A 25,353-nucleotide genomic window follows, 5' to 3' on the forward strand; every position below is an offset into this window, starting at 1 on the left:
CGAGGCCGCGGTACCCGCCGGGTGCCGCGGCCTCGGTTCGTCCCGGACCCGCCCAGCGCGCCATACTTCGAGGTAACCATGACCTCCACCGCCAAGCCGCCCCTGTCCGTCGCGCTGCTGACCCTCGGTTGCGCCCGCAACGACGTCGACTCCGAGGAGCTGGCGGGCCGGTTGGCCGCCGACGGCTTCGCGCTCGTGGACGACCCCGAGGCCGCCGACACCGTCGTCGTCAACACCTGCGGCTTCGTCGACGCCGCGAAGAAGGACTCGATCGACACGCTGCTGGCCGCCTCGGACCTCAAGTCCAGCGGGCGCGCGCAGGCCGTGGTCGCGGTCGGCTGCCTGGCCGAGCGCTACGGCGAGCAGCTCGCCGACTCGCTGCCCGAGGCCGACGCGGTCCTCGGGTTCGACGACTACGTCGACATCGGGGACCGCCTGCGCTCCATCCTGGCGGGCGACCGGCCCCACCCGCACACGCCCCGGGACCGGCGGCTGCTGCTGCCGATCTCGCCGGTCGAGCGGCAGGCCGTGGACGCCGGGGCGGCGCCGGTGGCGGGCGTCTCCGGCACGCGGGCGCGCCTGGACAGCGGCCCGATGGCGCCGCTGAAGCTCGCCAACGGCTGCGACCGGCGGTGCACGTTCTGCGCGATCCCGATGTTCCGCGGCTCCTTCGTCAGCCGCCGCCCCTCGGAGGTCCTCGACGAGGCCCGCTGGCTGGCCGGCGAGGGCGTCAAGGAGCTGTTCCTGGTCTCGGAGAACTCCACCTCCTACGGCAAGGACCTGGGCGACCTGCGGCTGCTCGAGACGCTGCTGCCCGAGCTGGCCGCGGTCGACGGCATCGAGCGGGTCCGCGTCTCCTACCTGCAGCCCGCGGAGACCCGCCCCGGCCTGATCGAGGCGATCGCGACCACGCCGGGCGTGGCGCCGTACTTCGACCTGTCGTTCCAGCACGCCAGCGCCACGGTGCTGCGCCGGATGCGCCGCTTCGGCGACCCGGAGAGCTTCCTCGGCCTGCTCGAGCAGGCCCGGACGCTCGCGCCCGCGGCCGGTGTGCGCTCCAACGTGATCGTCGGGTTCCCCGGCGAGACCGAGGAGGAGTTCCAGACGCTCTGTGACTTCCTCGTCGCCGCCCGCATGGATGTCACCGGCGTCTTCGGGTACTCCGACGAGGACGGCACCGAGGCCGAGACCTTCGACGGCAAGCTGGACGAGGACGAGATCAACGCGCGCGTCCAGCACGTCACGGACCTGGTCGGCGAGCTCAACGCCCAGCGTGCCGCCGAGCGGATCGGTGAGCAGGTGCTGGTTCTTGTCGAGGACCTCGCCCCGGAGGACGCCGACGCCGGTATGGTCGAGGGTCGCGCCGCCCACCAGGGCCCCGAGGTCGACGGCACCACGCGGCTCCGCGGCGCCGACGGATCCCCGGTCACCGACATCGCGGTCGGCGACCTGGTCGCCGCCGTCGTCGTGGACTCCGACGGGGTCGACCTGATCGCCGAGATCCCGGAGGGACGCCGATGACGGAGCAGACCGCCCCGAGCAACTGGAACCTGCCCAACGCGCTGACCACGCTGCGGATCGTGGCGGTGCCCTTCTTCGCGTGGGCGCTGCTCTACGACGGCGGGGAGTCGGTCACCTCGCGGGTGATCGCCTGGGCGATCTTCTTCGTCGCGATGGTCACCGACAAGATCGACGGCGACATCGCCCGCTCGCGCGGCCTGGTCACCAACTTCGGCAAGATTGCCGACCCGATCGCGGACAAGGCGCTGACCGGCATGGCCTTCATCGGCCTCTCCATCGTCGGTGACATCTGGTGGTGGGTGACCATCCTGGTGCTGCTGCGCGAGTGGTCGGTCACGATTCTGCGGCTGTCGGTCGCCAAGCGCGTGGTGATCGCCGCCAAGGACCTCGGCAAGCTCAAGACCGCCGTCCAGGCGCTGGCGCTCGGCCTGCTGACCCTGCCGCTGCGCCTGCTCGACGGCGTCCTCGGCGACATCGGCATGGTGGTCTTCTACCTCGCCCAGGGGCTCCTGGCCGTCGCGGTGGTGCTGACGCTCTGGTCCGGCTGGGAGTTCTACCGCGACCTCTGGAAGCAGCGGCACGAGCTCCGGGAGCCCGCCGCCGGCTGAGCCGCGGGCACGACGGGCGCGGAGGGGGATTCGTCACCTATCCGTCGATCCGAGTTCGCACCGAACCCTTGCGGACCCACCCCGGCTGCGGTCTAGGGTCGGGGCGTCCCGCCGGAGCGACGGAGAATCGTCCGCGCGACGGCTCTCTCGGTGTGCTGACCTCTCGGAGGAAACGCCTTGTCGCGTTCTTTTTCCCGTCGTTCCCGATCCCGGCGCATGGCTGCGCTGGCCGTCTCCGCAGCGCTCTCCGGTGGCGCGCTGGTCGCCGCGGGCTCGGCGCCGGCCCACGCCGACCCTGCGGGCACGGGCCTCGTCATCTCGGAGGTGTACGGCGCCGGCGGCAACAACGGCGCCGTCTACAACGCCGACTACGTCGAGCTCTACAACCCGACCGATGCGCCGCTGTCGCTGAGCGGGCTCGCGATCCACTACCGCTCCGCCGGCGGCGGCAGCGGCGGGTCGCCGTACGCACTCTCCGGTGAGGTCCCCGCGGGCAGCCACTGGCTGATCCAGATGGGCAGCGTCGGCACCAACGGCGCGGCCCTGCCGACGCCGGACCGCGTGGCCTCGCCGTCGTTCTCGATGGCCTCCGCGGGCGGCCAGGTGGCCCTCCAGGAGGGCACGACGATCATCGCGACCTCCGGCGACGTCGTCGGGGTGAGCGGGCTCGTCGACTTCTTCGGCACCAGCGGCGCCGCGAGCTACGAGGGCGCACCGGCCGGGGCGAGCGCGAGCTCGTCGGTCTCGCTCAACCGCGACGCCGACGGCACCGACACCGACAACAACGGCGCGGACTTCACCCAGGCCGCCCCGAGCCCGACGGCGAGCGGCACCGACCCGGAGCCGGAGCCCGAGCCGGAGGAGCTCGCGATCGCCGAGATCCAGGGCACCGGCGACACCACGCCGGTCTCGGGTCAGGAGGTCATCACCAGCGGCGTGGTCACCGCCGCCTACCCGGTCGGCGGCTTCTACGGCTTCTACCTGCAGACGCCGGGCACCGGCGGCGAGGTCGACCTCGCCACCCACGACGCCTCCGACGGGATCTTCGTCTACCAGCGCTCCTCCGCGGGCGCGGTCACCGTCGAGCCCGGCGACCACGTGGAGGTGACCGGCCTCGCCGGTGAGTACGCCGGTGCCACCCAGCTCACCGTCGACGCCCCCGAGGACATCGTCGAGCTCGCCGAGCCCGCCGACGCCCCCGAGCCGATGACCGGCGACTGGCCGGCCACCGACGCCGAGAGGGAGACCCTCGAGGGCATGCTCTTCGCGGCCGAGGACGCCTTCACGGTGACCAACACCTACTCGACGAACCAGTACGGCGAGGTCGGGCTGGCGCTCGGCGACGGCCCGCTGGTGCAGCCGACCGACGTCGCGGCGCCCGGCTCCCCGGAGGCGGACGCGGTCGCGGCGGACAACGCCGCCCGCGGGATCGTGCTCGACGACGGCTCGTCGTGGAACTACCTGAACTTCTCGCAGAACTACGACAACACGCCGCCGTACGTCTCGAACGCGACGCCGGTCGTGGTCGGCGCCGCCGTGGAGTTCACCGCCCCGGTGATCCTCACCGAGGGCGGGTCCCCGTCCTCCCCGACCTACCGGTTCCAGCCGCTGGCGCAGGCCACGGACGACACGGCGACGTGGCCCGCCACGTTCGAGGACATCCGCACCCCCGCGCCGGACGAGGGTCTGCTCTCGGCGTCCGGGACGCCCGACCTCAAGGTCGCCTCGTTCAACGTGCTGAACTACTTCACGACGCTCGGCGACCCCGACGACGACAACGTCAGCGAGGACGGCTGCCAGGCCTACACCGACCGCGACGGCGACGGGAACAACGTCCGCACCGGGTGCGACCAGCGCGGTGCGTGGGACCCCGAGGACTTCGGGCGGCAGCAGGAGAAGATCGTCGCCGCGATCAACGCCCTCGACGCCGACGTCGTCGGCCTGATGGAGATCGAGAACTCCGCCGCCCTCGGCGAGGCGACCGACGAGGCCACCGAGGCGCTGGTCGCGGCCCTCAACGCCGACGCCGGCGGCGAGGTCTGGGCGGCCAACCCGTCCTCGGCGGAGCTGCCCGACGCCGCCGAGCAGGACGTGATCACCAACGCGATCATCTACAAGCCCGCCGCGGTCGAGCGGGTCGGCGAGGCCCGCGCGCTGGGCGACCAGAGCGGCGCCGACCAGGCGTTCGGCAACGCCCGGGAGCCGATCGGCCAGGTCTTCGAGCCGGCCGCCGGCGGCGAGCCGTTCCTGTTCGTGGTCAACCACTTCAAGTCGAAGGGGTCGGCCGGCCCGTGGCCCGGCGACGTGGACGCCGGCGACGGCCAGGGGAACTCGAACGAGTCCCGGGTCCGGCAGGCCACGGCGCTGCGGGACTGGGTCGCCGCCCTGGAGTCCGAGGTCGGCGTGGAGGACACCTTCCTGGTCGGCGACTTCAACGCCTATACCCAGGAGGACCCGCTCCACGTCCTCTACGACGCCGGGTACGCCGACACCGAGTCCTACTTCGGCAATGGCGAGTTCAGCTACTCCTTCAGCGGGCTCTCCGGCTCGCTGGACCACGTGCTGGTCAACGCCGGCGCCCTGGAGCGGCTGACCGGCACCGACATCTGGAACATCAACTCCGGTGAGTCGGTGGCGATGGAGTACAGCCGGTACAACTACCACGCCACGGACTTCCACACCGCCGAGGTGTACCGCTCCAGCGACCACGACCCGGTGGTCGTCGGGCTCGACGACGAGGCGCCGGAGACGGGTGACACCCCGTCGCGGACCTCCGTCGTGGTCACCCCGGGCAGGATCGTCGCCGGGAGGACCGAGGCGACGGTACGGATCCGGGTCCGCAGCGAGCACCGCCCCGCGAGCGGCGAGGTCGAGGTGTCGGCCGACGGCGCGACGTACACGGCGACGCTCAGGCACGGTCGTGCGACCGTGGAGCTCCCGGCGTTCGCCGAGCCGGGGGAGTACGAGGTGGTCGTGCGCTACCTCGGCACGACGACCACCGCGCCGTCCGAGGCGAGCGAGTTCGTCGAGGTCGTGGCGCCGCGCCGCTGACACGTCGTACCGGAGAACGGCCGTGGGCCGGAGACCTCGAGGTCTCCGGCCCACGGGCGCGTTCGGCGCGGTCGATCAGTCGACGAGGCGGTAGGTCTCCTCGGCCACGACGTCGGCGCCGGGCACGCACAGCGTCCAGATCTTGACGTTCTCGGGGGAGACGTCCGAGGTGGCGCCGGCGTTGCCGCCGAACTGCACGATCCAGCCGTCGAGGCGGTCCTCGCGCGGGGTGTTGGTGCTCCAGTCCATCCGGCCCGGGAAGGACGAGGAGACCGGGGTGTTCCGGCTGTTGGCGCCCTCGCCGAGGCCGAGGACCTGCACGCCACCGCTGATAGCGACGTCGGTCACGTCCTTGCAGGCGACGGTGGCGATCGCACCGGCGTTGGTGTTGCCGGCGTTGTAGTTGGCCACCGAGTAGTAGGCGCCCTGGAGCACCTCGGTGACGGGGCGACCGGCCTGGGCCGAGAACTGGGTGCGGGCCCGCTCGGTGAGGTCGGCCTTGCGGATCGTGCCGTCCTTGATGTCGACCGAGCGGATCGAGTTGTCCTCGATGCTGCGCGAGTTGATCTCGTTCGCCGCGACGGCGCCACCGACGCCACCGAGGAGGGTGAGGACGGCGGCGCCGGCCACCACCGGGAGGGCCGACGACTTGAGGGAGAGCTTCTTCATGTCCTGCTTCACTGTCTGTCTTGGCGGACATCCGGGCCATAGTCCCCGGCCGGATGGTCCGAGTTGATGGGAGCGGGTGAAGAGTAAGGGGTGGTTTGGACACAAACCGATGCGGGGGTGTGGCCGCGATCACGGTGTGATGCCGGCGTGATCGGATCGTGACCGGGCGCCGGACGTGATCCGACACGCGGCGTCGGCGATACGGAAGAACCAGGCCTCAGGTAGCGTTGCACCCGCAACCCCTGATACTGGGGGTGAGGAGAGGGAGAGGAGACGGCGATGGTGTTGTTCCGCCAGCGTCTCGGCGACGTCCTGCGGGGTCGCCGCGCGGAGCTGGGTCTGACCCTCCGCGAGGTCTCCGGTGTAGCCCGGGTGAGCCTCGGCTACATCTCCGAGATCGAGCGCGGCCAGAAGGAGGCCAGCTCCGAGCTGCTGGCTTCCCTGTGCGAGGCGCTCGCCGTGCCGCTCTCCGACGTGCTCCGCGACGTCGCGGACGCCGTCGCGGTCGAGGAGGCGGCCATCGCCGCGCCCGAGCCGACGCCGATCACCGCTCGCACCCACGCGGGCGAGGTCGTCGCCTCCGCCGCCTGAGGTCGCTGCGGGTCGGTGCGGCTGCCCCCGCCGCTGGGGGTGGGGTCGTGTGCCTCAGACCCCTGTATGCGGGTGCCTCAGGCACACGAGCGGCGCGCGGTGGAGCTGGTGGCGCGCTGGGGTGGGGTCGTGTGCCTCAGATCCCCATATGCCGGTGCCTCAGGCACACGACCCACGCCACGGGCCGTGACGCCCCACGCAGGGTCAGCGGCGCCCGCCGGCCATCGCCTCGAGCCGCGCGATGCGGTCGTCCATCGGCGGGTGGGTGGAGAACAGCTTCGACACGTCCTGGGGCCGGAACGGGTTCGCGATCATCATGTGCGAGGCGTTCTGCAGCTGCGGGGTCGGCGCGAGCGGCGCGCGGGCGGTGCCGGTCTCGAGCTTGCGCAGCGCCGAGGCGAGCGCGAGCGGGTCGTTGGTCAGCTTGGCGCCGTCCTCGTCGGCGTCGTACTCGCGGGTGCGGCTGATCGCCATCTGGATGACGCCGGCGGCGAAGGGCGCCAGCAGCGAGGTGGCGATGAGGACCAGCGGGTTCGGGCGGTCGCCGTCGCGGCCGCCGCCGAAGATGGAGGCGAACGCGAGGAACTGGGCGATCGAGCTGATGACGCCGGCGATCGCTGCCGCGACCGACCCGGTCAGGATGTCGCGGTTGTAGACGTGCATCAGCTCGTGGCCGAGCACGCCGCGCAGCTCACGCTCGTCGAGCAGCCCGAGGATGCCCTCGGTGCAGCAGACGGCGGCGTTCTGCGGGTTCCGCCCCGTGGCGAACGCGTTCGGCGCCTGGGTCGGGGAGACGTAGAGCTTCGGCATCGGCTGGTTGGCCCGCGTCGAGAGCTCGCGCACGATCCGGTACATCGCCGGCTGCTGCTGCTCGGTCACCGGGTAGGCCCGCATCGCGCGGATCGCCAGCTTGTCGGAGTTCCAGTAGCCGTACGCCGTCGTGCCGACGCCGATCAGCGCGAAGATCCAGATGAAGGACGCGTTGCCGGTGCTGCTGGCGATGAGCCCGCCGATCAGCAGGAGCAGTCCGAAGATCGCTCCGAAGAGGCCGGCCGTCTTGAGCCCGTTGAAGTGGCTGTGCATACCTGGGGAACGCGCCGAGGGCCCCGCTCGTTCCCGCGCGCGACGGCCTCCCGCGTCACACCCGTCACACCGTCGCGCCTACGGCGCCGGCTGGCAGGCGGGGCACCAGTAGCTGACCCGTTCCTGCCCCGGACGGTCGCCGCTCTGGGCCGAGCGGACCGGCGTGCCGCACCGGCGGCACGGCTGGCGCGCCCGCCCGTAGACCCACGAGGGCGAGCGCGGGTCGCCGGTCGTCACCCGCCGGGGTCGGTCGCCGTTGAGGACCAGGAGCCGGTGCGCGCTCTCGACCACGGCGGCCAGGTCCGGTACGGCGGCGACCGGCGTCTCCGGGTGCAGGCCGGCCAGGAAGCAGACCTCGGCCGCGTAGACGTTGCCGATCCCGGCCAGGTCGGTCTGGTCGAGCAGCGCGCTGCGCAGCGGCCGGTCGGGGGCGGCGCGCAACCGGCGCAGCGCCTCGGCCAGGTGGTCGGCGCCCCACCCCGGGTCGAGCAGGTCCGGTCCGAGGTGGCCGACGACCGCCGACTCGTCGGCGGTCCGCACCAGGTCGACCGCGCCGAGGGAGAACCCGACCGCCTCGACCTCGCCGGCGACGAGCACGACGCGGGCCGTGTGCCCGGGACGCTCCCAGCGCGCGCCGGCCCGGTGGATCCGCCACGTCCCCTCCATCTTCAGGTGCGTGTGCAGCGTCAGCTCCTCGTCGCGGACCCGCAGCCGCGTCAGCAGGTGCTTGCCGCGCGGGACGGTGGCCAGCACCTCCGCGCCGGCCAGGTCCGCCGTCGCGTGCCGCGGCACTCGGAGGTCGGCGTGGGTCAGCTCCCGGCCCGTCAGCGCGCGGTCCAGTCGGGCCGCCGTCTGCCGGACGGTGTCACCCTCCGGCACGGCTCACCCCGGCCCGCGCCCCGCCGCCCACGTCAGCCCCGCAGCCGCAGCCCGCGCGGCGTCGCCACGAAGCCGGCCGAGCCGAGCGCGTCCCTCAGCGGCGAGGACGACCCCAGGAGCGGTACGCCGTCGGCCCGCTCCACCGTCAGGCGGCCGAGGTTGCCGCGGCGCACCGTCGTCGACAGCGCCTCCGCGGCCGGCCCGAGCAGGTCCGGCTCCTCGCTCCAGGTGAGCAGCGTCCGGCCGCCCCGCTCGACGTAGAGGACCAGGTCGCCGTCGACCAGCACCACGATCGCGCCCGCCTTGCGTCCCGGCCGGTGGCCGCCGTCCTGGGCCACCTCGGGCCAGGGCAGCGCGGCGCCGTACGGGTTGGCCGGGTCGGTGGCGGCGAGCGCCAGTGCGACGGGCTTGTCGCCGACCGCGGCGCCGGCCGACGGGCCGGTGAACGAGCGGAGCCGGTCCACGGCGCCGGTGCCGGCGAACTGGGCGGCCCCGAGCCCCTCGACGAAGTAGCCGCGGCGGCAGCGGCCAGAGTCCTCGAACGCGGACAGCACCCGGTAGACCGCGGCGAAGCCGCCCGCCACCCCCTCGCTGACCACCGCCCCGCGGGTGACCACGCCGTGTCGGGCCAGCAGCCGCTCGGCGGTGGCGTGGCCGCGGCGCGTCGGGTCGAGGTCCACCGCGGGCAGGAGCGACCACCGGCCTGCGGTCTCGGGTGGGCCGGTGCGGCTCAGCCGCCCGGGGCGGGCACCGGTGGCGCGGGTCCGGTGCGCCGCCCGGCCGGTCCGGGTCAGCGCGCGCAGGGGGGCGAGGGTGTCGTTGGTGAGCCGCCCGGCCCACACCAGCGACCAGAGTGCCGCGCTGAGCGCGTCGTCGGTCGGCAGGTCGTCGCCCGCGGCGCGCGAGGCGACCGCGACCTGGTCGGCGACCTGGCGGAAGAACCACGCGCCGCCCGGGGCCAGCGCCTCCAGCGCACGCTCGGCCAGCACCCCGTCGACCTCGCCGGGCTCGGGGAGCGAGAGCGGGGCCTGGTCGGCCAGGTGCAGGGAGACCCACCCGTCGCCGCCGGCCAGCGGTCCGTGGCCGGCCCAGACGACCTCGCCGGTCGCGGTCAGCTCGTCGAGCATCGCGGGCTCGTAGTCGCGGACCCGGCCGCCGAGCACGAGGGACTCCAGTGCGGACGCGGGGACGGGAGCGCCGCCGAGCTGGTCGACGCACGTGATCACCCCGTCGACCCCGCGCAGCGCGCTCCGGGTCGTCGAGAGGCCGTGCCACGACAGCGAGAACCGCGCGAGCGCCGCCGGCGGCACCGGTTCGATCTCGTGGCGCAGCCGGGCGAGGCTCCGGCGCCGCAGCCGGCGCAGCACCTCGGCGTCGCACCACTCGGTGCCCTCGGCGCCGGCGGTGGGCAGGAACTCGCCGGAGATCACCCGGCCCTGGGCCTCGAGGCGGAGCAGCGTGTGCCGCACGACCGCGACCCCGAGCCCGAGCCGCGCGGCGACCTGCCCGATCGTGAAGGGGCCGTGGGTGCGCGCGTACCGGCCGACGAGGTCGGCCAGCGGGTCGTCGACGGGCTCGGTGAAGGCGGCGGCGATCCCCGGCGGCGCCGGCACCCCGAGTCCGTCGCGGAGCCGGGCCACGTCCTCGACGACGGCGAACGCGTCGCCGTAGGGCATTCGGACCTCGACCGCGCGCCGGGCGCGGACGAGGTCGGCGAGCAGGCTGGCGTACGGGACCCCCTCCACCGTCCGGGCGCGCACCTCGCCCTCGGTCAGCGGGCCGACCAGGCGGAGCAGGTCGACCAGGCCCTCGGCGTCGCGGGCGCGCCGGTCCGGGGCGGTCCGCTGGAGCTCGGCCTCGACCTCGAGCAGCACCTCGGGATCGAGCAGCTCGCGCAGCTCGGCGCGTCCGAGCAGCTCGGCGAGGAGCCCCTGGTCGAGGGTGAGCGCCGCCGCCCGCCGCTCGGCGATGGGGGAGTCGCCCTCGTAGAGGTACTGCGCCACGTAGCCGAACAGCAGCGTCCGCGCGAACGGCGAGGGCTGGGTGGTCTCGACCTCGGTCACCCCCACGGACCGCTGGTCGATGCGCCGCAGCAGCCCGACCAGGCCGGGCAGGTCGTAGACGTCGTTGAGGCACTCGCGGACCGTCTCCAGCAGGATCGGGAACGCCGGGTAGCGGCTGGCCACCTCGAGCAGCGCCGCCGCGCGCTGGCGCTGCTGCCACAGCGGCGAGCGTCGGCCGGGGTCGCGGCGCGGCAGCAGCAGGGCGCGGGCCGCACACTCACGGAACCGGGCCGCGAACAGCGCCGAGCCGCCCACCTCGCGGGTGACCAGGTCCTCGATCTCGTCGGGCTCGAAGACCACCAGGTCGGCCGTCGGCGGCTCGGCGTCGGTGTCGGGGATCCGGATCACGATCCCGTCGTCGGCGGCCATCGCCTGGCCGTCCACGCCGTACCGCTCCCGCAGCCGCGCGTTGATCGCCAACGCCCACGGCGCATGCACCGAGGTCCCGTACGGCGAGTGCAGCACCAGTCGCCAGTCGCCGAGCTCGTCGCGGAACCGCTCCAGCAGCAGCGTGGTGTCGCTGGGCAGCACGCGCGTCGCCTCGGCCTGCTCGTGCAGGTAGGCGACCAGGTTCGTGGCGGCGTACTCGTCCAGGCCCTCGGACCGGGCGCGGGCGCGCGCCTCCTCGCCGGGCAGTGCGCCGACCTCGCGGGTGAACGCGCCGATCGCCTCGCCCAGCTCGGCGGGGCGGCCGGGGTTGTCGCCCTTCCAGAACGGCAGCCGTGCGGGCACCCCGGGGGCGGGGGTGACGATCACCCGGTCGTGGGTGATGTCCTCGATCCGCCAGCTGGTGGCGCCGAGCGCGAAGACGTCGCCGACCCGGCTCTCGTAGACCATCTCCTCGTCCAGCTCGCCCACCCGCCGGTTGCTGCCCTCGCCCGCCAGGAAGACACCGAACAGGCCGCGGTCGGGGATGGTGCCGCCACTGGTCACGGCGAGCCGCTGGGCGCCCGGCCGGCCGGCCAGCTCGCCGGTCACCCGGTCCCAGGTGATCCGCGGCCGCAGCTCGGCGAACTCGTCGCTCGGGTAGCGCCCCGAGAGCAGGTCCAGCACCGCCTCGAAGGCGGACCGGGGCAGGCCGGAGAACGGTGCGCTGCGCCGGACCAGGTCGAAGAGCTCCTCGACCGGCCAGGACTCCAACGCAACCGCCGAGACGATGTGCTGGGCCAGCACGTCCAGCGGGTTGGCCGGCACGCGGAGCGCCTCGATCCCGCCGGTGCGCATGCGCGACACCGAGACGGCCGCCGGCACGAGGTCGCCGCGGTGCTGGGGGAAGAAGACGCCGCGGGAGACCTCCCCGACCTGGTGGCCGGCGCGGCCCACGCGCTGCAGGGCACTCGCCACGCTGGGAGGGGAGGCGATCTGGAGCACCTGGTCCACCGCGCCCATGTCGATGCCGAGCTCGAGGCTGCTGGTGGCCACCACCGCGGGCAGCCGGCCGGACTTCAGGTCGTCCTCGACCAGCGCCCGCTGCTCCTTGGAGACCGAGCCGTGGTGGGTGCGCGCCATCAGCGGCGCGGCGCCGGCCGACGCGCCGGCCTGAGCCATGATCTGTGCGGGCGGGGCGACGCCCTGCGCGGAGACGTCGGCGGCGATCTCGTTGAGGCGGGCGGTCAGCCGCTCCGCCGTGCGGCGGCCGTTGGTGAAGACGATCGTCGAGGTGTGGTGCCCGATCAGGTCGGCCACCCGCTGCTCCACGTGGGGCCAGATGCTGGCGGCGGTGGCGGGGTTGCCGAGCTCCTCGTCGAGGTCGAACCCGGAGGGGTCCGGCTCCTGCGCGCGCGGCAGGTCCGTCATGTCCTCGACCGGGACCACGACGCTCAGGTCCCACGCCTTGTGCGCGGGCGGCGCGACGATCTCGACCGGCGCGCTGCCGCCGAGGAAGCGCGCGACCTCCTCGGTCGGGCGGACCGTCGCCGACAGCCCGACGCGCTGCGCCGGCCTGCGCAGCCGGGCGTCGAGCCGCTCCAGGCTGAGCGCCAGGTGGGCGCCGCGCTTGGTGCCGGCCACGGCGTGCACCTCGTCCACGATGACCGTCTCGATGCCGTCGAGCGTCTCGCGCGCCTGGGAGGTCAGCATCAGGAAGAGCGACTCGGGCGTCGTGATCAGGATGTCCGGCGGGCGGGTGCCGAGTCGACGCCGGTCGGCCGCGGTCGTGTCGCCGGAGCGGACGCCGATCTCCACGTCGTGGAGGCCGGCGTCGGTGCCACCGCCGAGGCGCGCGGCGGTCTGCCGGATCCCCGCCAGCGGGGCCCGCAGGTTGCGCTCGACGTCGACGGCCAGCGCCTTCAGCGGTGAGACGTAGAGGACCCGGGTGCGGTGCTTGCGCTCGGCGGGCGGGTCCGAGGTGAGCAGGCGGTCGAGCGAGGCCAGGAAGGCGCTCAGCGTCTTCCCCGATCCGGTGGGCGCCACGACCAGGGTGTGCTGCCCGCGGCCGATCGCGTCCCAGGCGCCGGCCTGCGCGGGGGTGGGCTCGGCGAACGCGGCCCGGAACCAGGTCCGGGTCGGCTCGCTGAACGACCCCAGCGGGTCGGCGGCGGGGGAGTCGGGCACGGGGCCAGTCTGGCGCACGGCTCCGACAGCCCCACCGCAGGCGCGAGTCGGCAGAAAGTTTCTGCCGACTCGCGCTACTTGGACGGCAGCAGTCGCGCGAACTCCGCGCCGCGCTCGACCCACGTCTCCAGGTCGGCGTCCTCGTCGAGGTGCTCGGCGGGGACGCGGAGCCAGCCGTTCATCGGCCGCCCGCGCATCTCCACCTGGACCGCCGGGGTGCCCGCCAGCAGCCCGGGCGCGGCGTCGGGCCCGACGCGGACCATCAGGCCGCCCTGGCCGCTCGCCACCACCGCCATGTTGCCGCCGAGCAGGAACGCCAGCCCGCCGAACATCTTCTTCTCGCTCAGCCCGGGCGACCCCTCGAGATGGTCCCGGATCCGGTCCGCCAACGCCTCGTCGTACGCCATGGTCCGACGCTAGGACGTGCCACCGACACCCACCCCGACCGCGAGTCGGCAGAAACTTCCTGCCGACTCGCGCCTCACGCGTCGGGCCGCAGCCCGGCGAGCAGGGCGTCGAGCTTCGCGTAGCCGTCGTTCATGCCCCGCTCCATGCCGCTGGCCAGCATCGCGTCCCGCGCGGCGAAGTCGTGGACGAGGGAGAGGATCTCCAGCCGGGCCCGGCCGCCCGGCAGGTCGCTCAGCGTCAGCGTGTCGAGGCTGACCGCGTCGGGCGCCTCCTCGAAGCCGAAGGTCTGCACGATCCGCTCGTTCTCGGTGACCCGGTGCACCGAGCCGTAGAAGTGGGCGATCTCCTCGCCGTCGCGGACCGCGGTGTAGCGATACTCGCCGCCGGTCCGCATGTCCCAGGTCTCGATCCGCATGTCGGTCGACCGGGGTCCGAGCCACCGCGCGATCAGCTCGGGGTCGACGTGCGCCCGGTAGACGAGCTCGCGCGGAGCATCGAACTCCCGGACGATCCGGACGGTGGGGACGCTGGGGTCCGCCTCGATGGTGGTGCCGCCGGTGGCGGTCGCGTCGGCAGTTCTCATCCCGCTGCTCCTTCGCTGAGTTCGGTGGCGCTGGGCCCGGTGAGGTCGGCTTCGCCGTCCTGGAGGTCGGCCAGGACCGCGTCGAGCCGCCGGTAGCGCTGCTCGGCCTGCTGCCGGTAGCGCTCGATCCACTTCGTCATCAGGTCGAAGACCTCGGCGTCCAGGTGCACGGGTCGGCGCTGGGCGTCGCGGGTGCGGCTGACCACCCCCGCCTCCTCGAGCACCCTGAGGTGCTTGGAGACGGCCTGCAGGGAGACGCCGTACGGCGCCGCCAGGTCGCTCACGGTCGCGTCGCCGGCCGTGAGCCGGGCGACCATGTCGCGCCGGGTCGGGTCGGCGAGGGCCGCGAAGACCCGGGAGAGCCGTTCCGCTTCCTCAACCATGTGGTTGAGTACACGCCGCGGATGGCCCGTTGTCAACCGTCTGGTTGAGGATCAGCCGCGCACCATCGGCGGCTGGATGAGCGAGGCCGGGCCGCGCCGGTAGAGCAGCGCGCGCGGGCCGCCGGACCCGGACGCCTCGCCCCGCGCGTCGGTGGGCACCACGAAGCCCTCGGTCCCCAGCACCTTGCGGCGGAAGTTGCCCAGGTCCGGCGGCGTCCCCCAGACCGCGGTGTAGACACGGCGCAGCTCGGGCAGCGTGAACGGCTCGGCCACGAACTCGGTGGCCAGGGTCGTGTACTCCAGCTTCGCCCGGACCCGCTCCAGGGCGTCGATCAGGATCGTGCGGTGGTCGAAGGCCAGCGTCGGGGTGTCCGGGCCGTCGCCGAGCAGGTCGTCGACCGCCCACCACCGCGCGCTGGCCGCGTCGGTGCCCGCGATCGGGTCCGGGAGGTCGGGCGCGAGCGCGACGTGGGCGACCGAGACGACCCGCATCCGCGGGTCCCGGTCGGGCGCCGAGTAGGTCCGCAGCTGCTCCAGGTGGCCCCCGAAGCGCTCGACCCCCGTCTCCTCGGCCAGCTCGCGCCAGGCCGCCTGCTCCGCGTCCTCGTCCGGCTCGACGAAACCGCCCGGCAGCGCCCAGGAGCCGGCGTACGGCGGGTCGCCACGCTCGACCAGGAGGACCGCCAGCGCGCCGTCGCGGATGGTGAAGACCGCCAGGTCGACGGCCACCGCGAACGGCGGGTGGGTGGTCATCCCAGCTCCACGCCCGCGGCCGCCATCTCCTCCAGCGCGGCCGCCGAGCTCTCCGGCGCGACACCGGCGTGCAGGCCGTCGAGCAGGCGGACCGCGAAGCCGGCCCTGCGGGCGTCCAGGGCGGTGGCCCGCACGCAGTAGTCGGTGGCGATCCCGCTGACCTCGACCGTCGCCACGCCGGCCGCGCGCAACACGTCCGCGAGGTGCTCGCCGCCGTCGGTGACCCCCTCGAACGCCGAGTACGCCGGCACGCCCATGCCCTTCACGACGTGGTGCGTGACCGCGTCGGTGACCAGCTCGGGCGCGTAGTCCGACCCGGGAGCGTCGGAGACGCAGTGCACGGGCCAGGTGGTCACGAAGTCGGGCTCCTCGCCGGGCTCGGCGAAGTGGCCGCCGTTGGTGTCGCCGCCGTGGTGCCAGTCGCGGGACGCGGCGATCACCGCGTAGTCGCCCGCGTGGTCGGCGAGGTGCTCGCTGATCCGGGTGGCGACCGCGCGGCCGCCGTCGACGCCGAGCGAGCCGCCCTCCACGAAGTCGTTCTGCACGTCGACCACGATCAGGGCGGTGCTGCCGGTGGCCTCGGGGCTGCTGCTCATCTGCTGCTCCTCTCGGACGGTGAGGTAGGGCTCGCCCGCGGCGACGCCGCGGACGTCGTGGGGGAGGGACGCGAGCGCGGCGGCAGCGCGGGCCCGCACCCGCTCCAGGGACGGGGTGTGGACGGTGGATCCGTCGCGGACCAGCGGCACCTGGACGGGCGTCGCCCCCTCCGGCGCCGGGCCGCCGGTGGTGAACCACTCGGCGGCGAGCGTCGCGCCGTCGTACCGGCGCCACGCGCGCTTCGCGCCGCCGGTCGAGTGCTTCGCGGCCGACCTCTTCTCGACCGGCCGGAGCGTGCCGCCGGGCGCGTCGCCGACCGCGACCAGCTTGTAGACCATGCTCGCCGTGGGGTGGCCCGATCCGGTGACGACGCGTGTGCCGACGCCGTACCCGTCGATCGGGGCGTCGGCCAACGCGGCCATCACGAACTCGTCGAGGTCGCTGGTGGCGACGACCCGGGTGCCGGTGGCGCCGAGGTCGTCGAGCAGCGCCCGCGCCTTCGCCGCCTCGTCGGCGAGGTCGCCGGAGTCGATCCGGACGGCGCCGAGGCCGGTGCCGGCGACCCGGACGGCCGTGCGGATGCCCTCGGCGATGTCGTAGGTGTCGACCAGCAGGGTGGTGCCGGTGCCCATCGCGGCGACCTGGCTGCGGAACGCCGCCTCCTCGCTGTCGTGGGCGAGCGTGAAGGCGTGGGCCGCGGTGCCGACGGTGGGGATGCCGAAGCGCCGTCCGGCGGCCAGGTTGCTGGTCGAGGCGAACCCGGCCAGGTAGGCCGCGCGGGCGGCGGCGACCGCCGCCTCCTCGTGGGTGCGGCGCCCACCCATCTCGATGATCGGCCGGCCGGCGGCCGCGTGGACCATCCGGGCGGCGGCGCTGGCGACGGCGGTGTCGTGGTTGAGCACGCTGAGGATCAGAGTCTCCAGGACGACGCACTCGCCGAGCGTGCCGCGCACCGTGAGGACGGGGGAGTCGGGGAAGTAGAGGTCGCCCTCGGGGTAGCCGTCGACGTCGCCGCGGAACCGGAAGTCGCGCAGGTAGGCGGCGGTCTCGGGGCCGACCACCCCATCCTCCTGCAGCCACGCGACCTCGTCGGCGTCGAACGTGAACGCCTCGATCAGCGGGAGCAGTCGCCCCTGTCCGGCGACCATGCCGTAGCGCCGTCCCCCCGGCAGCCTGCGGGCGAAGACCTCGAAGACCGCGGGGTGGTCGACGCTGCCGTCGCGGACCCAGGAGTCGAGCATGGTGAGCTCGTAGCGGTCCGTCAGCAGGCCGGTGCGCTCCATCCGCCGCCCCCTCCATGTTGTAGTCACTGTGACCGTAACAGGGTTGGCGGAGTGTGCAAGGTGGTACGCCGACCGGACCGGGGAACGGGGGACAACCGGTCCGGCCGGCGGGTCTGGTGACGGGCGCCGGCGGCTCGCGCCTCAGCCGGTGTGGTGCACCTCCTGGAGTCCGTAGACCGGCGTGTCGATGCCCTCGTAGCGCGCCTTGAGCTGGAGTGCCAGGTAGAGCGAGTAGTGCCGGGACTGGTGGAGATTGCCGCCGTGCATCCAGAGGTTGGTCACCTGGGTCGGCTTCCACATGTTGCGCTGCTCGCCCTCCCAGGGGCCGGGGTCCTTGGTGGTCTCCGAGCCCAGGCCCCAGCACTTCCCGAGCCGGTCGGCGGTCTCCTGGTCCACCAGGTCGGCCACCCAGCCGTTCATCGAGTTGTAGCCGGTGGCGAAGACCACCACGTCGGCCGGGAGCTCGGTCCCGTCGGCGAGCACGACGGCGTCCTCGGTCAGGTGGTCGATCTGGCCGTGGGCGAGCTTCACGTCGCCGTTCGCGACCAGGTCGGCGGAGCCGACGTCGATGTAGTAGCCGGAGCCGCGGCGGAGGTACTTCATGAACAGCCCGGAGCCGTCGTCCCCCCAGTCGTGCCAGAACCCGGATGCCTCGAGCCGGTCGTAGAACTCCTTGTCCTTCTTCGCCATCGCCTCGTAGGCGGGGATCTGGAAGGTGTGCAGGATCCGGTAGGGCAGCGAGGCGAAGATCAGGTCCGCCTTCTCGGTGGTCACGCCGGCGGCCAGCGCGCGCTCGGAGTAGAGGTCGCCCAGTCCGAGCTCCATCAGGGAGTCGGACTTCACGATGTGCGTCGAGGACCTCTGCACCATCGTCACGTCCGCGTCGTGCTCCCACAGCGCGCCGCAGATGTCGAACGCGGAGTTGTTCGAGCCGATCACCACGGCCTTCTTGCCGGCGTACGCGTCCGGCCCGGGGTGGGCGGAGGAGTGGTGCACGTCGCCGCGGAAGACGTCCATCCCGGGGACCTCGGGCATCCGCGGCTTGCCGGACATGCCGGTGGCGAAGACCAGCTGCGTCGGACGCAGCGTGAGGGGCTGGCCGTCGCGCTCGAGCTCGACCGTCCACTCGCCGGTCTCCTCGGACCAGCGGGCGCTGGTGACCGAGGTGTCGGACCAGTACGGCACCTCCATGACGCGCACGTAGAACTCGAGCCAGTCGCCGATCTTGTCCTTGGGGGCGAAGACCGGCCAGTTGTCGGGGAATTTCAGGTAGGGCAGGTGGTCGTACCAGACGGGGTCGTGCAGGCAGAGCGACTTGTAGCGGTTGCGCCACTGGTCCCCGGGCCGCGGGTGCTTGTCGACGACCAGGGCCGGCACGCCGAGCTGCCGCAGGCGGGCGCCGAGCGCGATGCCGCCCTGGCCGCCGCCGACGACGAGGACGTAGGGCTGGGTCGTCGAGCCCAGGCTCTCGGCCTCCTCCTGGCGGAGCTCCTTCCAGGTCTGGCGGTGCTTGTTGGCGCCGTGCTCGGCGCCCATCGGGCGGTGGGTACCGCGCGGCTCCTCGTGGCCCTTCAGCTCGTACAACGCGGTGAGCAGCGTCCAGGCGCGGTCCTCGCCGTCCTCCTCCTTGAGCCGGAGCAGGCCGTTGCCGCGGCCGGCGGCGGTCTCGAAGCCGATCCACGCGGTCACCACGCCGTCGGCCTCCTCGGGCGGCTCGGTGGTGGCGAAGCCGCTGGGGGCGGTCGTCGCCGCGGTGGCGTCGACCAGCCCGGCCACGGCGTCGCGGCCCTCGACGGTCTTGATGTTCCAGGTGAAGGAGATCAGGTCCCGCCAGTAGCACTCGGTGGCGAACAGCGCGGCGGCCGCCTCGCCGTCGCCGTCCCTCAGCGCCGCCTCGAACGCGGCGAGCCAGGCGTCGACGCGCTCGGCCGGGCCGGGCTCGGCGGTGTCGGGTGTCTCGGTCGTCGCGGTGCTGGGGTCGAGGGTCTGGGTCATGCCGGCTCCTTCGTGGTGTCGCTGCTGCAGTACGTCGCCGTGTGGCGTGCCTCACATGTCACTCCCGGGCGGCGCGGGTGCGCCACCGTTGCTCCGTGTTGCATTCCGGCACCCAGGGAGTGACGGGGGTCACACCCGCGCCTATGCTCGTCCTCTCACCAAGGAGCGCGATGAGCGGGGAGCCCAGCGCCCGCGTCGGCGGGCACGCGGCGGTCGGTGCCGGCACCGACCTGTCGGTCCGCGCGCGCGAGCTGCGGGTCCTGCACGACGCGATCCTGTCCGGCCTGCACCCCGACGCCCGTCCCCGTGCGGTCGTGGCGCGCTCCTGGCAGCGGGTGATGGGCATGGGCCTGGACGCCGACGCGGGCGGCAGCCGCGACCCGTTGCCCGCCGCCGAGGTCGAGCGCCGTCGCGCCGGATCGGCGCTCCACCTGGTGATCGACGAGCTGCGCCACGTCCTCACCTCCGTCGCCGACGCCTCGGCGTTCCTGATGGTCGTCACCGACGCCGACGGCGTCGTGCTGTGGCGCGAGGGCTCCAGCCGGGTACGCCGGCAAGCCGACGTCCTCGGGTTCGCCGAGGGCGCCACCTGGACCGAGGGCGCCGTCGGCACCAACGCCATCGGCACCGCGCTGGCCGAGTCCGCGCCGGTCGAGCTCTTCTCCGCCGAGCACTACGAGAACGCCCAGCACCCCTGGTACTGCAGCGCCTGGCCGATCCACGACCCGCGCACCGGCCGGCTGATCGGCGTCGTCGACGTGAGCGGGCCCGCCCTGACGCTCCACCCCGCGATCCGGATGCTGGTGGAGAGCGCGGTCAGGCTCGCCGAGGCGAGGCTGCTGCGGCTGCACGCCGACCGGCTCGAGCTGCTCCGCCGCCACGCCGAGCCGCTGCTCGCCGGCTCCAGCGGACCCGCGCTCGTCGTCGACGACCTGGGCTGGGTGGCCCACCGGCGCGGCGTCGGCGGGCACGAGCGCACCGCGGCGCCCGTCGAGGGGCAGCCGCTGGCGATCCCGGGCGTCGGGCTGTGCCTGCCGGAGCGGTTCGCCGACCACGGCTGGCTGCTGCGCCCGGGGCACACGGAGCGCCTGCTGCGCGCGCGGCTCGACCTCGCCACCGGCGTGCTGAGCGTGGACGCGGACTCCGACGGCTGGCGGCGCCAGCTCACCCGGCGCCACGTCGAGCTGCTGCGCCTGGTGGCCGCGGCCGGGACCGCGGGCGTCACGGCCCGAACGCTGAGCACGGCGCTCTACGGCGACGCCGACCACGAGGTCACCGTCCGCGCCGAGCTGTCGCGGCTGCGGAAGGCCGTCGGCGCGCTGGTGGACACCCAGCCGTACCGGATCGCCGCCTCGGTCGAGCTGGTGGTGCTCAGCGAGCAGCCTCCGGCAGGCTAGTCGCGTGCTGCCCGCCGACGCCCTCGACCGCCTCGCCGCGTCGGGGGCCGAGCCCGGCGGGGCGGTCGCCGTCGTACGGGACGGGGTGGTCGAGGTGGACCACTGCGTGGGCACCCGCGACGGGGTGGGGGCATGGAGCTCGGACACCCTGGTGATGACCTACTCGGTCGCCAAGCCGTTCGCCGCGCTCGCCGTCCTGGACGCGGTGCGCGCGGGGTCGCTCGGCCTCGACGAGCCGGTCGCCTCGGTCTGGCCGGAGTTCGGCGTCGCCGGCAAGGGGGCCACGACCGTGCGCCACCTGCTGTGCCACCAGGCGGGGCTGCCGGCGTTCCCGGAGGCGGCGGCGGAGGTCGGGTACGACGACCGGGAGGCCCTGGTGGCGCTGCTCGCCGCCGCGCCGCCGGTCCACCCGCCCGGCGCCGCGGTGGCCGAGCACGCCCTGACCTACGGCCACCTGCTCGACGAGGTGCTGCGCCGGGCCACCGGGGAGGCCCTCGACGAGCGGTTCGCGCGGATCGCGGGAGAGGCCGGCTGGGACCTCCACCTCCGGGTGGGGCCCACCGACCTCGGACGCGTCGCGACGGTCGTCGAGTCGCAGGAGGGCTGGCGGTCGGCGTACCTCGCCGATCCGCGCTGGAGCCCCGCCCTCAGCCGCCCGCCCGGCCTGCTCGACCCGGACGTGCTCAACTCCGAGCGCTTCCGCCGTACGCCGTTCCCGGCCGTCTCGCTGCACGCCTCGGCGCTCGCGCTGGCGACCTTCTACGACGACGTCCGGCGGCCCGGCGGCCTCGTCGGCCAGCGCCTCGGCGCCGACCTGTGGCGCGCCTACACCGAGCCCGCGGCGACGGGGCACGACCTGGTCATCGATCGACCCGTCACCTGGACCCCCGGCTTCCAGGTCGACGTCGAGGACGGCCGGGCGGAGATCGGGATGGGCGGCGCCGGGGGCTGCTCGGCGTGGGCGGAACCGGCGGCGGGGTACGGCGCTGCCTACGTCACGCGGGGGCTCGGCGGGTTCGACCGGGGCGAGGCAGTGTGGGAGGCCGTGCGGGCGGAGTTCCGGCCGCGAGGGGTTGGCCAACCGCGGTTCAAGGAGGGCGCCGTGGTCGCGTCGCTTTGCCCAGGCACGTCAGAGGCCCGCAAGCCGATCGTGATGCGGGAACGGATCCGCCGTGTCCATGGCGCCTGTGGCAGATCAATGCACTCCGTATTAGTTCCGAGCTATTCTTGATACATGGGCTCCTTGCTCCAGATCCGAGATGTCCCCGACGAGTCGCGTCGTGAACTCAAGTCGCGCGCCGCCGCACGGGGACAGTCACTGAACGCCTACCTGCTCGAGCTGATCGACCGGGAGGTCAGTCGCCCGACAGTTGCCGAGGTCCTCGACCGAGCAGCTCGTCGCAGCGAGCGCGCGACCGCGTCGGCACAGGAAGTGGTCGCCACTGCTCGAGCTGATCGTGACGGTGACGTCGGACGTCGGTCTGCGTGATCGTCGTCGATTCCGCCGCCGTGGTCGATGCGCTCACCATGGTCGACGGCAGCGAACGCCTGCGGGACGAGTTGGGCGCAGGCGACCTGCATGCGCCTTCCCTGCTCGACTTCGAGGTGGTCTCAGCCCTTCGTGGACTCACGCTCGGAGGCCATCTCAGCGATGCCCGAGCGACCGACGCCTTGGCCGACTTCGATGCCCTGCCCGTAGAGCGGTGGCCGAGCGCGCCCGCTCTGCGGCTGCGGTCGTTCAGCCTTCGCGCGAATCAGAGCGCCTACGACGCCGCCTACATCGCGCTGGCCGAGGCCCTCGACTGCCCGCTCCTCACCAGGGACGCTCGCTTGGCCCGCAGTAGCGGACACTCGGTCGAGGTCCGTGTCCTATAGCCGATCGGCCTCTGACACGCTCCGCGGCCGATTGCTCGGCGGTGGCACATATCGCGACATGCACTGGTCCGCCTACGGCACGTACACCAAGTTCACCGAATAGCGATAGCCGGAGTCGTCTTCGAAGACATCGACGTCAAGGACGAGGTCGCACCGGCCCTCTTGTGCAGTCCAGAGATCGACGAGGCACTGCCACCGGTCTCCTTGCCACAGACAGACCGACGTGTCCCAAGCGTCCTTCGGAAGCGGAACGAGGGTGATTCCTCCGTATTCGGCCACCGCCTCCAGGCACATCTCCGACAAAGCCTCAGACACCGGCTCCACCCCGGGCACTTCGGTCGCGACGATGACGTCCTCACGCGCTAGGGATTCGACTATCGCCGACAGGGTGGGCCGCCAGACTTCAGGCACGGGCCGTTCCCGCTCGCCGTCCTTGATTGGAGGGGTCAAGTCGCCTCGCGTCACGGGTGCCATCGAACCACTGCCGCCGACCTCATCTCGTGACAGCAGCGGCATTGGCCCGAATCCAGGCATGAGCGGACGCGCCGTAGGCCGAACGTCATTCGGGATTGGGCGGACCGAAGTCGATCGGCGCCGCCCTGTCGCTAGTGCCAAACGCCGGCGAAGTGGTCCGGGATAGGTTCCAGTCGTGCAGCACAGCATCGGTTTGTTCCTAGAACGGACGATCCCGTATGAGCCCGTGCCGCAGTTGGGTCTCGTCCAGGCGATCGAGGTGGAGCTGGGCGTTCGGTTGCCGGCTGCCTACGTCGACCTCGCGCTTGTGCACAACGGCGGTGACCTCGCGAGGGATGCCTATCCGACTCAGGTGTCCACGAGTTGGGCACCGGACCATGTGGGGGTCAAGGCGATCGCAGCCATCGGGCGTACCGCGCCCTTCAGCTTGTGCGGTGAGTTCGGCAACCGCTTCTGGATTCGCGAGTGGGGATATCCCGACATCGGCATCTACTTCGCAGACACTCCCACCGCTGGACACGACATGATCGCGTTGGACTATCGATCGCCGGGTGAGCCCAGCGTTGTGCACGTCGACCAGGAGGTGGGCTACCAGATCACGCCGATCGCACCCGATCTCGCGACCTTCATCTCCGGACTGGTGCCTTCAGCCGACTTCGAGTAGGCGTCGTCGGATACCCCCCCAATCGTTCCGATGGTCGATGGTCACGCGGAGCGTGCAGATGGCGGATCCCTTTCCAGCGCACAGTTGGCCAATCGGACACAACCACAAGGCCTCGGGGGCGTGGGCGCTCCGATGCGGGATGATCGCCGCATGCCAGACCTTGTCGCTCGGACGATCCAACGTCTGCGCGACGGTGGAGTTCGACTCGACCCGGGCCTCTCGGACAAGGAGATGTCGCGGGTCGAGGAGAGGTTCGGCTTCACATTCGGACCAGAGCATCGTGAGTTCCTCCAGTCGGCGTTGCCGGTGGGGAAGTCGTGGCCGGACTGGCGCAACGGCGCCGAGGATGGCCTGCGGGGACGACTCAACTGGCCGATCGATGGCGTCGTCTTTGACGTGTGCCACAACGATTTCTGGCCAGCTTCCTGGGGCGATCGGCCGGACGGCAAGGAAGAACGGGAGGGTGAAGCCCGCATGCGTCTCGCCCGGGTGCCTCGGCTCGTCCCGGTCTTCTCGCATCGGTACCTGACGGCAGATCCGCACTTCGCCCCCAGCCCCGTCTTCTCTGTCCATCAGGCCGACGTCGTCCTATTCGGAGACGACCTCCTCGACTACGTGGCTCGCGAGTTCCGCGTCTCGCCGCTCCATCCGTCGCCGGATCGGACCTATGTGCCATTCTGGTCAGACCTCGCCCAGGGCGCCGAGAACCGCGATCTGTAGTAGCCGTTCTCCAACAGCACCGGCGGCCCGCAAGCCGAACTTCATCCGGTCACCCGGCCCGGCGCCAGCTCATCAGTCGCTCAGCCAGACCGCTGCGTCCGCAGGGAATGGGTCTGCGACGCTCGGGCCGGTCGTGTGCCCGAGACATCGGTATTCCGGGTTCTCGGGCACACGACCCGGACCGGCCCCGCTCCGGCGCGGGGTCGTGTGCCTCCTGCATCGGGATTCCGCTGTCTGGGGCACACGACCCACCACCGGCTGCCGACCGTGCCCGGCGCACCGCACGCCGAACGGGATCCGGACACCGCGGCGACTCGGGAGCTGACGGGCATTGATCAGTCTGCGGAGTCCCGCAGGGGATCCGATTTCGGAACGCCGGCACGGCTCGCCACGAGCGTGCGACATTGCCGTCCATGATGACCCTGCTCTTCGACGAGCTCGTGCTTACCGACTACGGCCAGTTCGACCTCATCTGGAGCGGCGATCTTGGATTCGACGGGGACTTCGATCGCTTCTTCGCTGAACAGGAGAACGGATTGGCTGGCGCCGCAACGGGCGCAGGTCTGTACGTCAACCTGGCCCGGCGCTCCGGAGGTTCACGCGTTCGCATCGTGCTGCACGACACCGAACCGCCGCTCCGTGGGGACTGGGAAGATGTCGTCGAGGTCTCGGTCTCGATCCCGCGGGGCGCCGAGCCGACATGGAACACCTGGGCGAGCGAGGAAAGCGGATCGCTGCCAGTCCCCTTCGGCGCCTACCGTGTGCGTGTTGGTGCGCGCGGCCGGGACGCCGGCGCGGACGGCGAGTTCGCCGAAGGGCCGGTGGACTGGTACGAGCTCGACTTCTGGCCTGCGCCGGTCGAGGCTGACGCGATCATTCGCACGACGTCGGCCAACGCGGCCCACTGGCACCGCAAGGTCGGCTCGCGGCGATAGCGAGTTGCCCGCCCCACCCAATGCCCCGCTTCGCCAGTAGCGGATCGGTCAGCGGGCTGGCGATGTGCCACTCGTCGACGTCGTACGTCGGGCCGAGTCGTGTGCTTGAAGCATCGGGACAGCGGAGTCGTGTGCCTGAAGCATCGGAATACGGGGTTGTGGAGGCTCAGGACATCGCGGACACATTGAGTCTCACGACATCGCGGACACCTGACCGGTTCACGACCCGTCCAGCGCGCACGATGCGCAGGGTGGATCGTGGCCAGAG

General features: G+C 72.8%; 22 protein-coding genes and 1 pseudogene. 11 read left to right on the forward strand and 12 right to left on the reverse strand.

Features of this window, described 5'->3' with window-relative positions:
* Nucleotides 1-78: 78 nt before the first annotated feature.
* The 3 genes from rimO to ABLM29_RS16065 all read left to right on the forward strand — a co-directional run bounded on the left by rimO (nt 79) and on the right by ABLM29_RS16065 (nt 5,180).
* Nucleotides 79-1,521 carry a 30S ribosomal protein S12 methylthiotransferase RimO gene (gene rimO, locus ABLM29_RS16055; RefSeq protein ID WP_349715218.1) on the forward strand — a complete coding sequence of 481 codons (1,443 nt, stop codon included), beginning with the start codon at nt 79-81 and terminating at the stop codon, nt 1,519-1,521.
* Nucleotides 1,518-2,129, forward strand: a complete 612-nt coding sequence (gene pgsA, locus ABLM29_RS16060; RefSeq protein ID WP_349715219.1) for a CDP-diacylglycerol--glycerol-3-phosphate 3-phosphatidyltransferase — start codon at nt 1,518-1,520, stop codon at nt 2,127-2,129. The genes rimO and pgsA overlap by 4 nt, the downstream gene beginning before the upstream one ends.
* Before the next feature lie 216 nt (nt 2,130-2,345).
* Entirely contained in the window at nt 2,346-5,180 is a 2,835-nt protein-coding gene (locus tag ABLM29_RS16065) for an ExeM/NucH family extracellular endonuclease (protein ID WP_349715220.1), read from the forward strand.
* A gap of 75 nt (nt 5,181-5,255) precedes the next feature.
* On the opposite strand, the gene ABLM29_RS16070 is transcribed toward ABLM29_RS16065, so the two are convergent.
* On the reverse strand, nt 5,256-5,849 hold the full coding sequence (locus ABLM29_RS16070) for a hypothetical protein (RefSeq protein ID WP_349715222.1): 594 nt from the start codon (nt 5,847-5,849) through the stop codon (nt 5,256-5,258).
* A 279-nt stretch (nt 5,850-6,128) separates the two neighbouring features.
* Here ABLM29_RS16070 and ABLM29_RS16075 point away from each other — a divergent pair, with 279 nt between their 5' ends.
* The gene (locus tag ABLM29_RS16075; protein ID WP_349715224.1) at nt 6,129-6,440 is read left to right on the forward strand and encodes a helix-turn-helix domain-containing protein; all 312 of its coding nucleotides are present in this window, start codon (nt 6,129-6,131) and stop codon (nt 6,438-6,440) included.
* 204 nt (nt 6,441-6,644) lie between these two features.
* On the opposite strand, the gene htpX is transcribed toward ABLM29_RS16075, so the two are convergent.
* From htpX to ABLM29_RS16125, 10 genes and pseudogenes are all read right to left on the reverse strand, one after another.
* Nucleotides 6,645-7,523, reverse strand: a complete 879-nt coding sequence (htpX, locus tag ABLM29_RS16080) for a zinc metalloprotease HtpX (RefSeq protein ID WP_349715225.1) — start codon at nt 7,521-7,523, stop codon at nt 6,645-6,647.
* 78 nt (nt 7,524-7,601) lie between these two features.
* On the reverse strand, nt 7,602-8,402 hold the full coding sequence (locus tag ABLM29_RS16085) for a DNA-formamidopyrimidine glycosylase family protein (protein WP_349715227.1): 801 nt from the start codon (nt 8,400-8,402) through the stop codon (nt 7,602-7,604).
* Nucleotides 8,403-8,434: 32 nt separating this feature from the next.
* Nucleotides 8,435-13,018 (reverse strand): ATP-dependent helicase, encoded by a 4,584-nt coding sequence (locus tag ABLM29_RS16090; RefSeq protein WP_349715229.1) that lies wholly within the window; start codon nt 13,016-13,018, stop codon nt 8,435-8,437.
* Nucleotides 13,019-13,092: 74 nt separating this feature from the next.
* A complete protein-coding gene (locus ABLM29_RS16095; protein WP_349715230.1) occupies nt 13,093-13,425 on the reverse strand; it encodes a TfoX/Sxy family protein in 333 nt (110 codons plus the stop codon).
* A gap of 74 nt (nt 13,426-13,499) precedes the next feature.
* The gene (locus ABLM29_RS16100; protein WP_349715232.1) at nt 13,500-14,009 is read right to left on the reverse strand and encodes an SRPBCC family protein; all 510 of its coding nucleotides are present in this window, start codon (nt 14,007-14,009) and stop codon (nt 13,500-13,502) included.
* Entirely contained in the window at nt 14,006-14,392 is a 387-nt protein-coding gene (locus tag ABLM29_RS16105; protein ID WP_349715234.1) for an ArsR/SmtB family transcription factor, read from the reverse strand. The genes ABLM29_RS16100 and ABLM29_RS16105 overlap by 4 nt, the downstream gene beginning before the upstream one ends.
* Nucleotides 14,393-14,443: 51 nt before the next feature.
* On the reverse strand, nt 14,444-15,145 hold the full coding sequence (locus ABLM29_RS16110; protein WP_349715236.1) for an NUDIX hydrolase: 702 nt from the start codon (nt 15,143-15,145) through the stop codon (nt 14,444-14,446).
* On the reverse strand, nt 15,142-15,699 hold the full coding sequence (locus ABLM29_RS16115) for an isochorismatase family protein (protein ID WP_502889251.1): 558 nt from the start codon (nt 15,697-15,699) through the stop codon (nt 15,142-15,144). The genes ABLM29_RS16110 and ABLM29_RS16115 overlap by 4 nt, the downstream gene beginning before the upstream one ends.
* A gap of 3 nt (nt 15,700-15,702) precedes the next feature.
* Nucleotides 15,703-17,025 (reverse strand): annotated as a pseudogene (locus ABLM29_RS16120) (nicotinate phosphoribosyltransferase); the annotation flags it as partial.
* A gap of 141 nt (nt 17,026-17,166) precedes the next feature.
* Nucleotides 17,167-19,020 (reverse strand): NAD(P)-binding domain-containing protein, encoded by a 1,854-nt coding sequence (locus ABLM29_RS16125; protein ID WP_349715238.1) that lies wholly within the window; start codon nt 19,018-19,020, stop codon nt 17,167-17,169.
* 170 nt (nt 19,021-19,190) lie between these two features.
* Between ABLM29_RS16125 and ABLM29_RS16130 the strand changes: the two genes are divergently transcribed.
* Genes ABLM29_RS16130 through ABLM29_RS16145 form a run of 4 tightly spaced genes read left to right on the forward strand, consistent with a single transcriptional unit; the run spans nt 19,191 to nt 22,292 of the window.
* Nucleotides 19,191-20,417, forward strand: coding sequence for a GAF domain-containing protein (locus ABLM29_RS16130; protein WP_349715239.1), 1,227 nt, complete (start codon nt 19,191-19,193; stop codon nt 20,415-20,417).
* A 4-nt stretch (nt 20,418-20,421) separates the two neighbouring features.
* Nucleotides 20,422-21,648 (forward strand): serine hydrolase domain-containing protein, encoded by a 1,227-nt coding sequence (locus ABLM29_RS16135; protein ID WP_349715240.1) that lies wholly within the window; start codon nt 20,422-20,424, stop codon nt 21,646-21,648.
* Nucleotides 21,649-21,651: 3 nt separating this feature from the next.
* Nucleotides 21,652-21,906, forward strand: a complete 255-nt coding sequence (locus tag ABLM29_RS16140; RefSeq protein WP_349715242.1) for a FitA-like ribbon-helix-helix domain-containing protein — start codon at nt 21,652-21,654, stop codon at nt 21,904-21,906.
* Nucleotides 21,903-22,292, forward strand: a complete 390-nt coding sequence (locus ABLM29_RS16145; RefSeq protein ID WP_349715243.1) for a type II toxin-antitoxin system VapC family toxin — start codon at nt 21,903-21,905, stop codon at nt 22,290-22,292. Before ABLM29_RS16140 ends, ABLM29_RS16145 begins: the two co-directional genes overlap by 4 nt.
* A 72-nt stretch (nt 22,293-22,364) precedes the next feature.
* On the opposite strand, the gene ABLM29_RS16150 is transcribed toward ABLM29_RS16145, so the two are convergent.
* Nucleotides 22,365-22,808 carry a DUF7668 domain-containing protein gene (locus ABLM29_RS16150; protein WP_349715244.1) on the reverse strand — a complete coding sequence of 148 codons (444 nt, stop codon included), beginning with the start codon at nt 22,806-22,808 and terminating at the stop codon, nt 22,365-22,367.
* Nucleotides 22,809-22,941: 133 nt separating this feature from the next.
* Between ABLM29_RS16150 and ABLM29_RS16155 the strand changes: the two genes are divergently transcribed.
* The 3 genes from ABLM29_RS16155 to ABLM29_RS16165 all read left to right on the forward strand — a co-directional run bounded on the left by ABLM29_RS16155 (nt 22,942) and on the right by ABLM29_RS16165 (nt 25,085).
* Nucleotides 22,942-23,430: an SMI1/KNR4 family protein gene (locus tag ABLM29_RS16155; protein WP_349715246.1), complete on the forward strand. Its 489-nt coding sequence runs from the start codon at nt 22,942-22,944 to the stop codon at nt 23,428-23,430.
* Between the two features lie 150 nt (nt 23,431-23,580).
* Entirely contained in the window at nt 23,581-24,150 is a 570-nt protein-coding gene (locus ABLM29_RS16160; protein ID WP_349715247.1) for a hypothetical protein, read from the forward strand.
* A 413-nt stretch (nt 24,151-24,563) separates the two neighbouring features.
* The gene (locus ABLM29_RS16165; RefSeq protein ID WP_349715249.1) at nt 24,564-25,085 is read left to right on the forward strand and encodes a hypothetical protein; all 522 of its coding nucleotides are present in this window, start codon (nt 24,564-24,566) and stop codon (nt 25,083-25,085) included.
* Nucleotides 25,086-25,353: the final 268 nt, after the last annotated feature.

It is taken from the genome of Nocardioides sp. YIM 152588, assembly GCF_040191335.1.
Classification (GTDB): Bacteria; Actinomycetota; Actinomycetes; order Propionibacteriales; family Nocardioidaceae; genus Nocardioides.

What these genes read in the sequence shown, in the direction of transcription:
- pgsA (WP_349715219.1), top strand. Translation starts at nt 1,518, where the DNA reads ATGACGGAGCAGACCGCCCCGAGCAACTGGAACCTGCCCAACGCGCTG.
- ABLM29_RS16160 (WP_349715247.1), top strand. Translation starts at nt 23,581, where the DNA reads ATGCCAGACCTTGTCGCTCGGACGATCCAACGTCTGCGCGACGGTGGA.
- ABLM29_RS16105 (WP_349715234.1), bottom strand. Translation starts at nt 14,392, where the DNA reads ATGGTTGAGGAAGCGGAACGGCTCTCCCGGGTCTTCGCGGCCCTCGCC.
- ABLM29_RS16075 (WP_349715224.1), top strand. Translation starts at nt 6,129, where the DNA reads ATGGTGTTGTTCCGCCAGCGTCTCGGCGACGTCCTGCGGGGTCGCCGC.
- ABLM29_RS16100 (WP_349715232.1), bottom strand. Translation starts at nt 14,009, where the DNA reads ATGAGAACTGCCGACGCGACCGCCACCGGCGGCACCACCATCGAGGCG.
- rimO (WP_349715218.1), top strand. Translation starts at nt 79, where the DNA reads ATGACCTCCACCGCCAAGCCGCCCCTGTCCGTCGCGCTGCTGACCCTC.
- ABLM29_RS16095 (WP_349715230.1), bottom strand. Translation starts at nt 13,425, where the DNA reads ATGGCGTACGACGAGGCGTTGGCGGACCGGATCCGGGACCATCTCGAG.
- ABLM29_RS16110 (WP_349715236.1), bottom strand. Translation starts at nt 15,145, where the DNA reads ATGACCACCCACCCGCCGTTCGCGGTGGCCGTCGACCTGGCGGTCTTC.
- ABLM29_RS16065 (WP_349715220.1), top strand. Translation starts at nt 2,346, where the DNA reads ATGGCTGCGCTGGCCGTCTCCGCAGCGCTCTCCGGTGGCGCGCTGGTC.
- ABLM29_RS16125 (WP_349715238.1), bottom strand. Translation starts at nt 19,020, where the DNA reads ATGACCCAGACCCTCGACCCCAGCACCGCGACGACCGAGACACCCGAC.
- htpX (WP_349715225.1), bottom strand. Translation starts at nt 7,523, where the DNA reads ATGCACAGCCACTTCAACGGGCTCAAGACGGCCGGCCTCTTCGGAGCG.
- ABLM29_RS16070 (WP_349715222.1), bottom strand. Translation starts at nt 5,849, where the DNA reads ATGAAGAAGCTCTCCCTCAAGTCGTCGGCCCTCCCGGTGGTGGCCGGC.
- ABLM29_RS16130 (WP_349715239.1), top strand. Translation starts at nt 19,191, where the DNA reads ATGAGCGGGGAGCCCAGCGCCCGCGTCGGCGGGCACGCGGCGGTCGGT.
- ABLM29_RS16150 (WP_349715244.1), bottom strand. Translation starts at nt 22,808, where the DNA reads ATGCCGCTGCTGTCACGAGATGAGGTCGGCGGCAGTGGTTCGATGGCA.
- ABLM29_RS16140 (WP_349715242.1), top strand. Translation starts at nt 21,652, where the DNA reads ATGGGCTCCTTGCTCCAGATCCGAGATGTCCCCGACGAGTCGCGTCGT.
- ABLM29_RS16165 (WP_349715249.1), top strand. Translation starts at nt 24,564, where the DNA reads ATGATGACCCTGCTCTTCGACGAGCTCGTGCTTACCGACTACGGCCAG.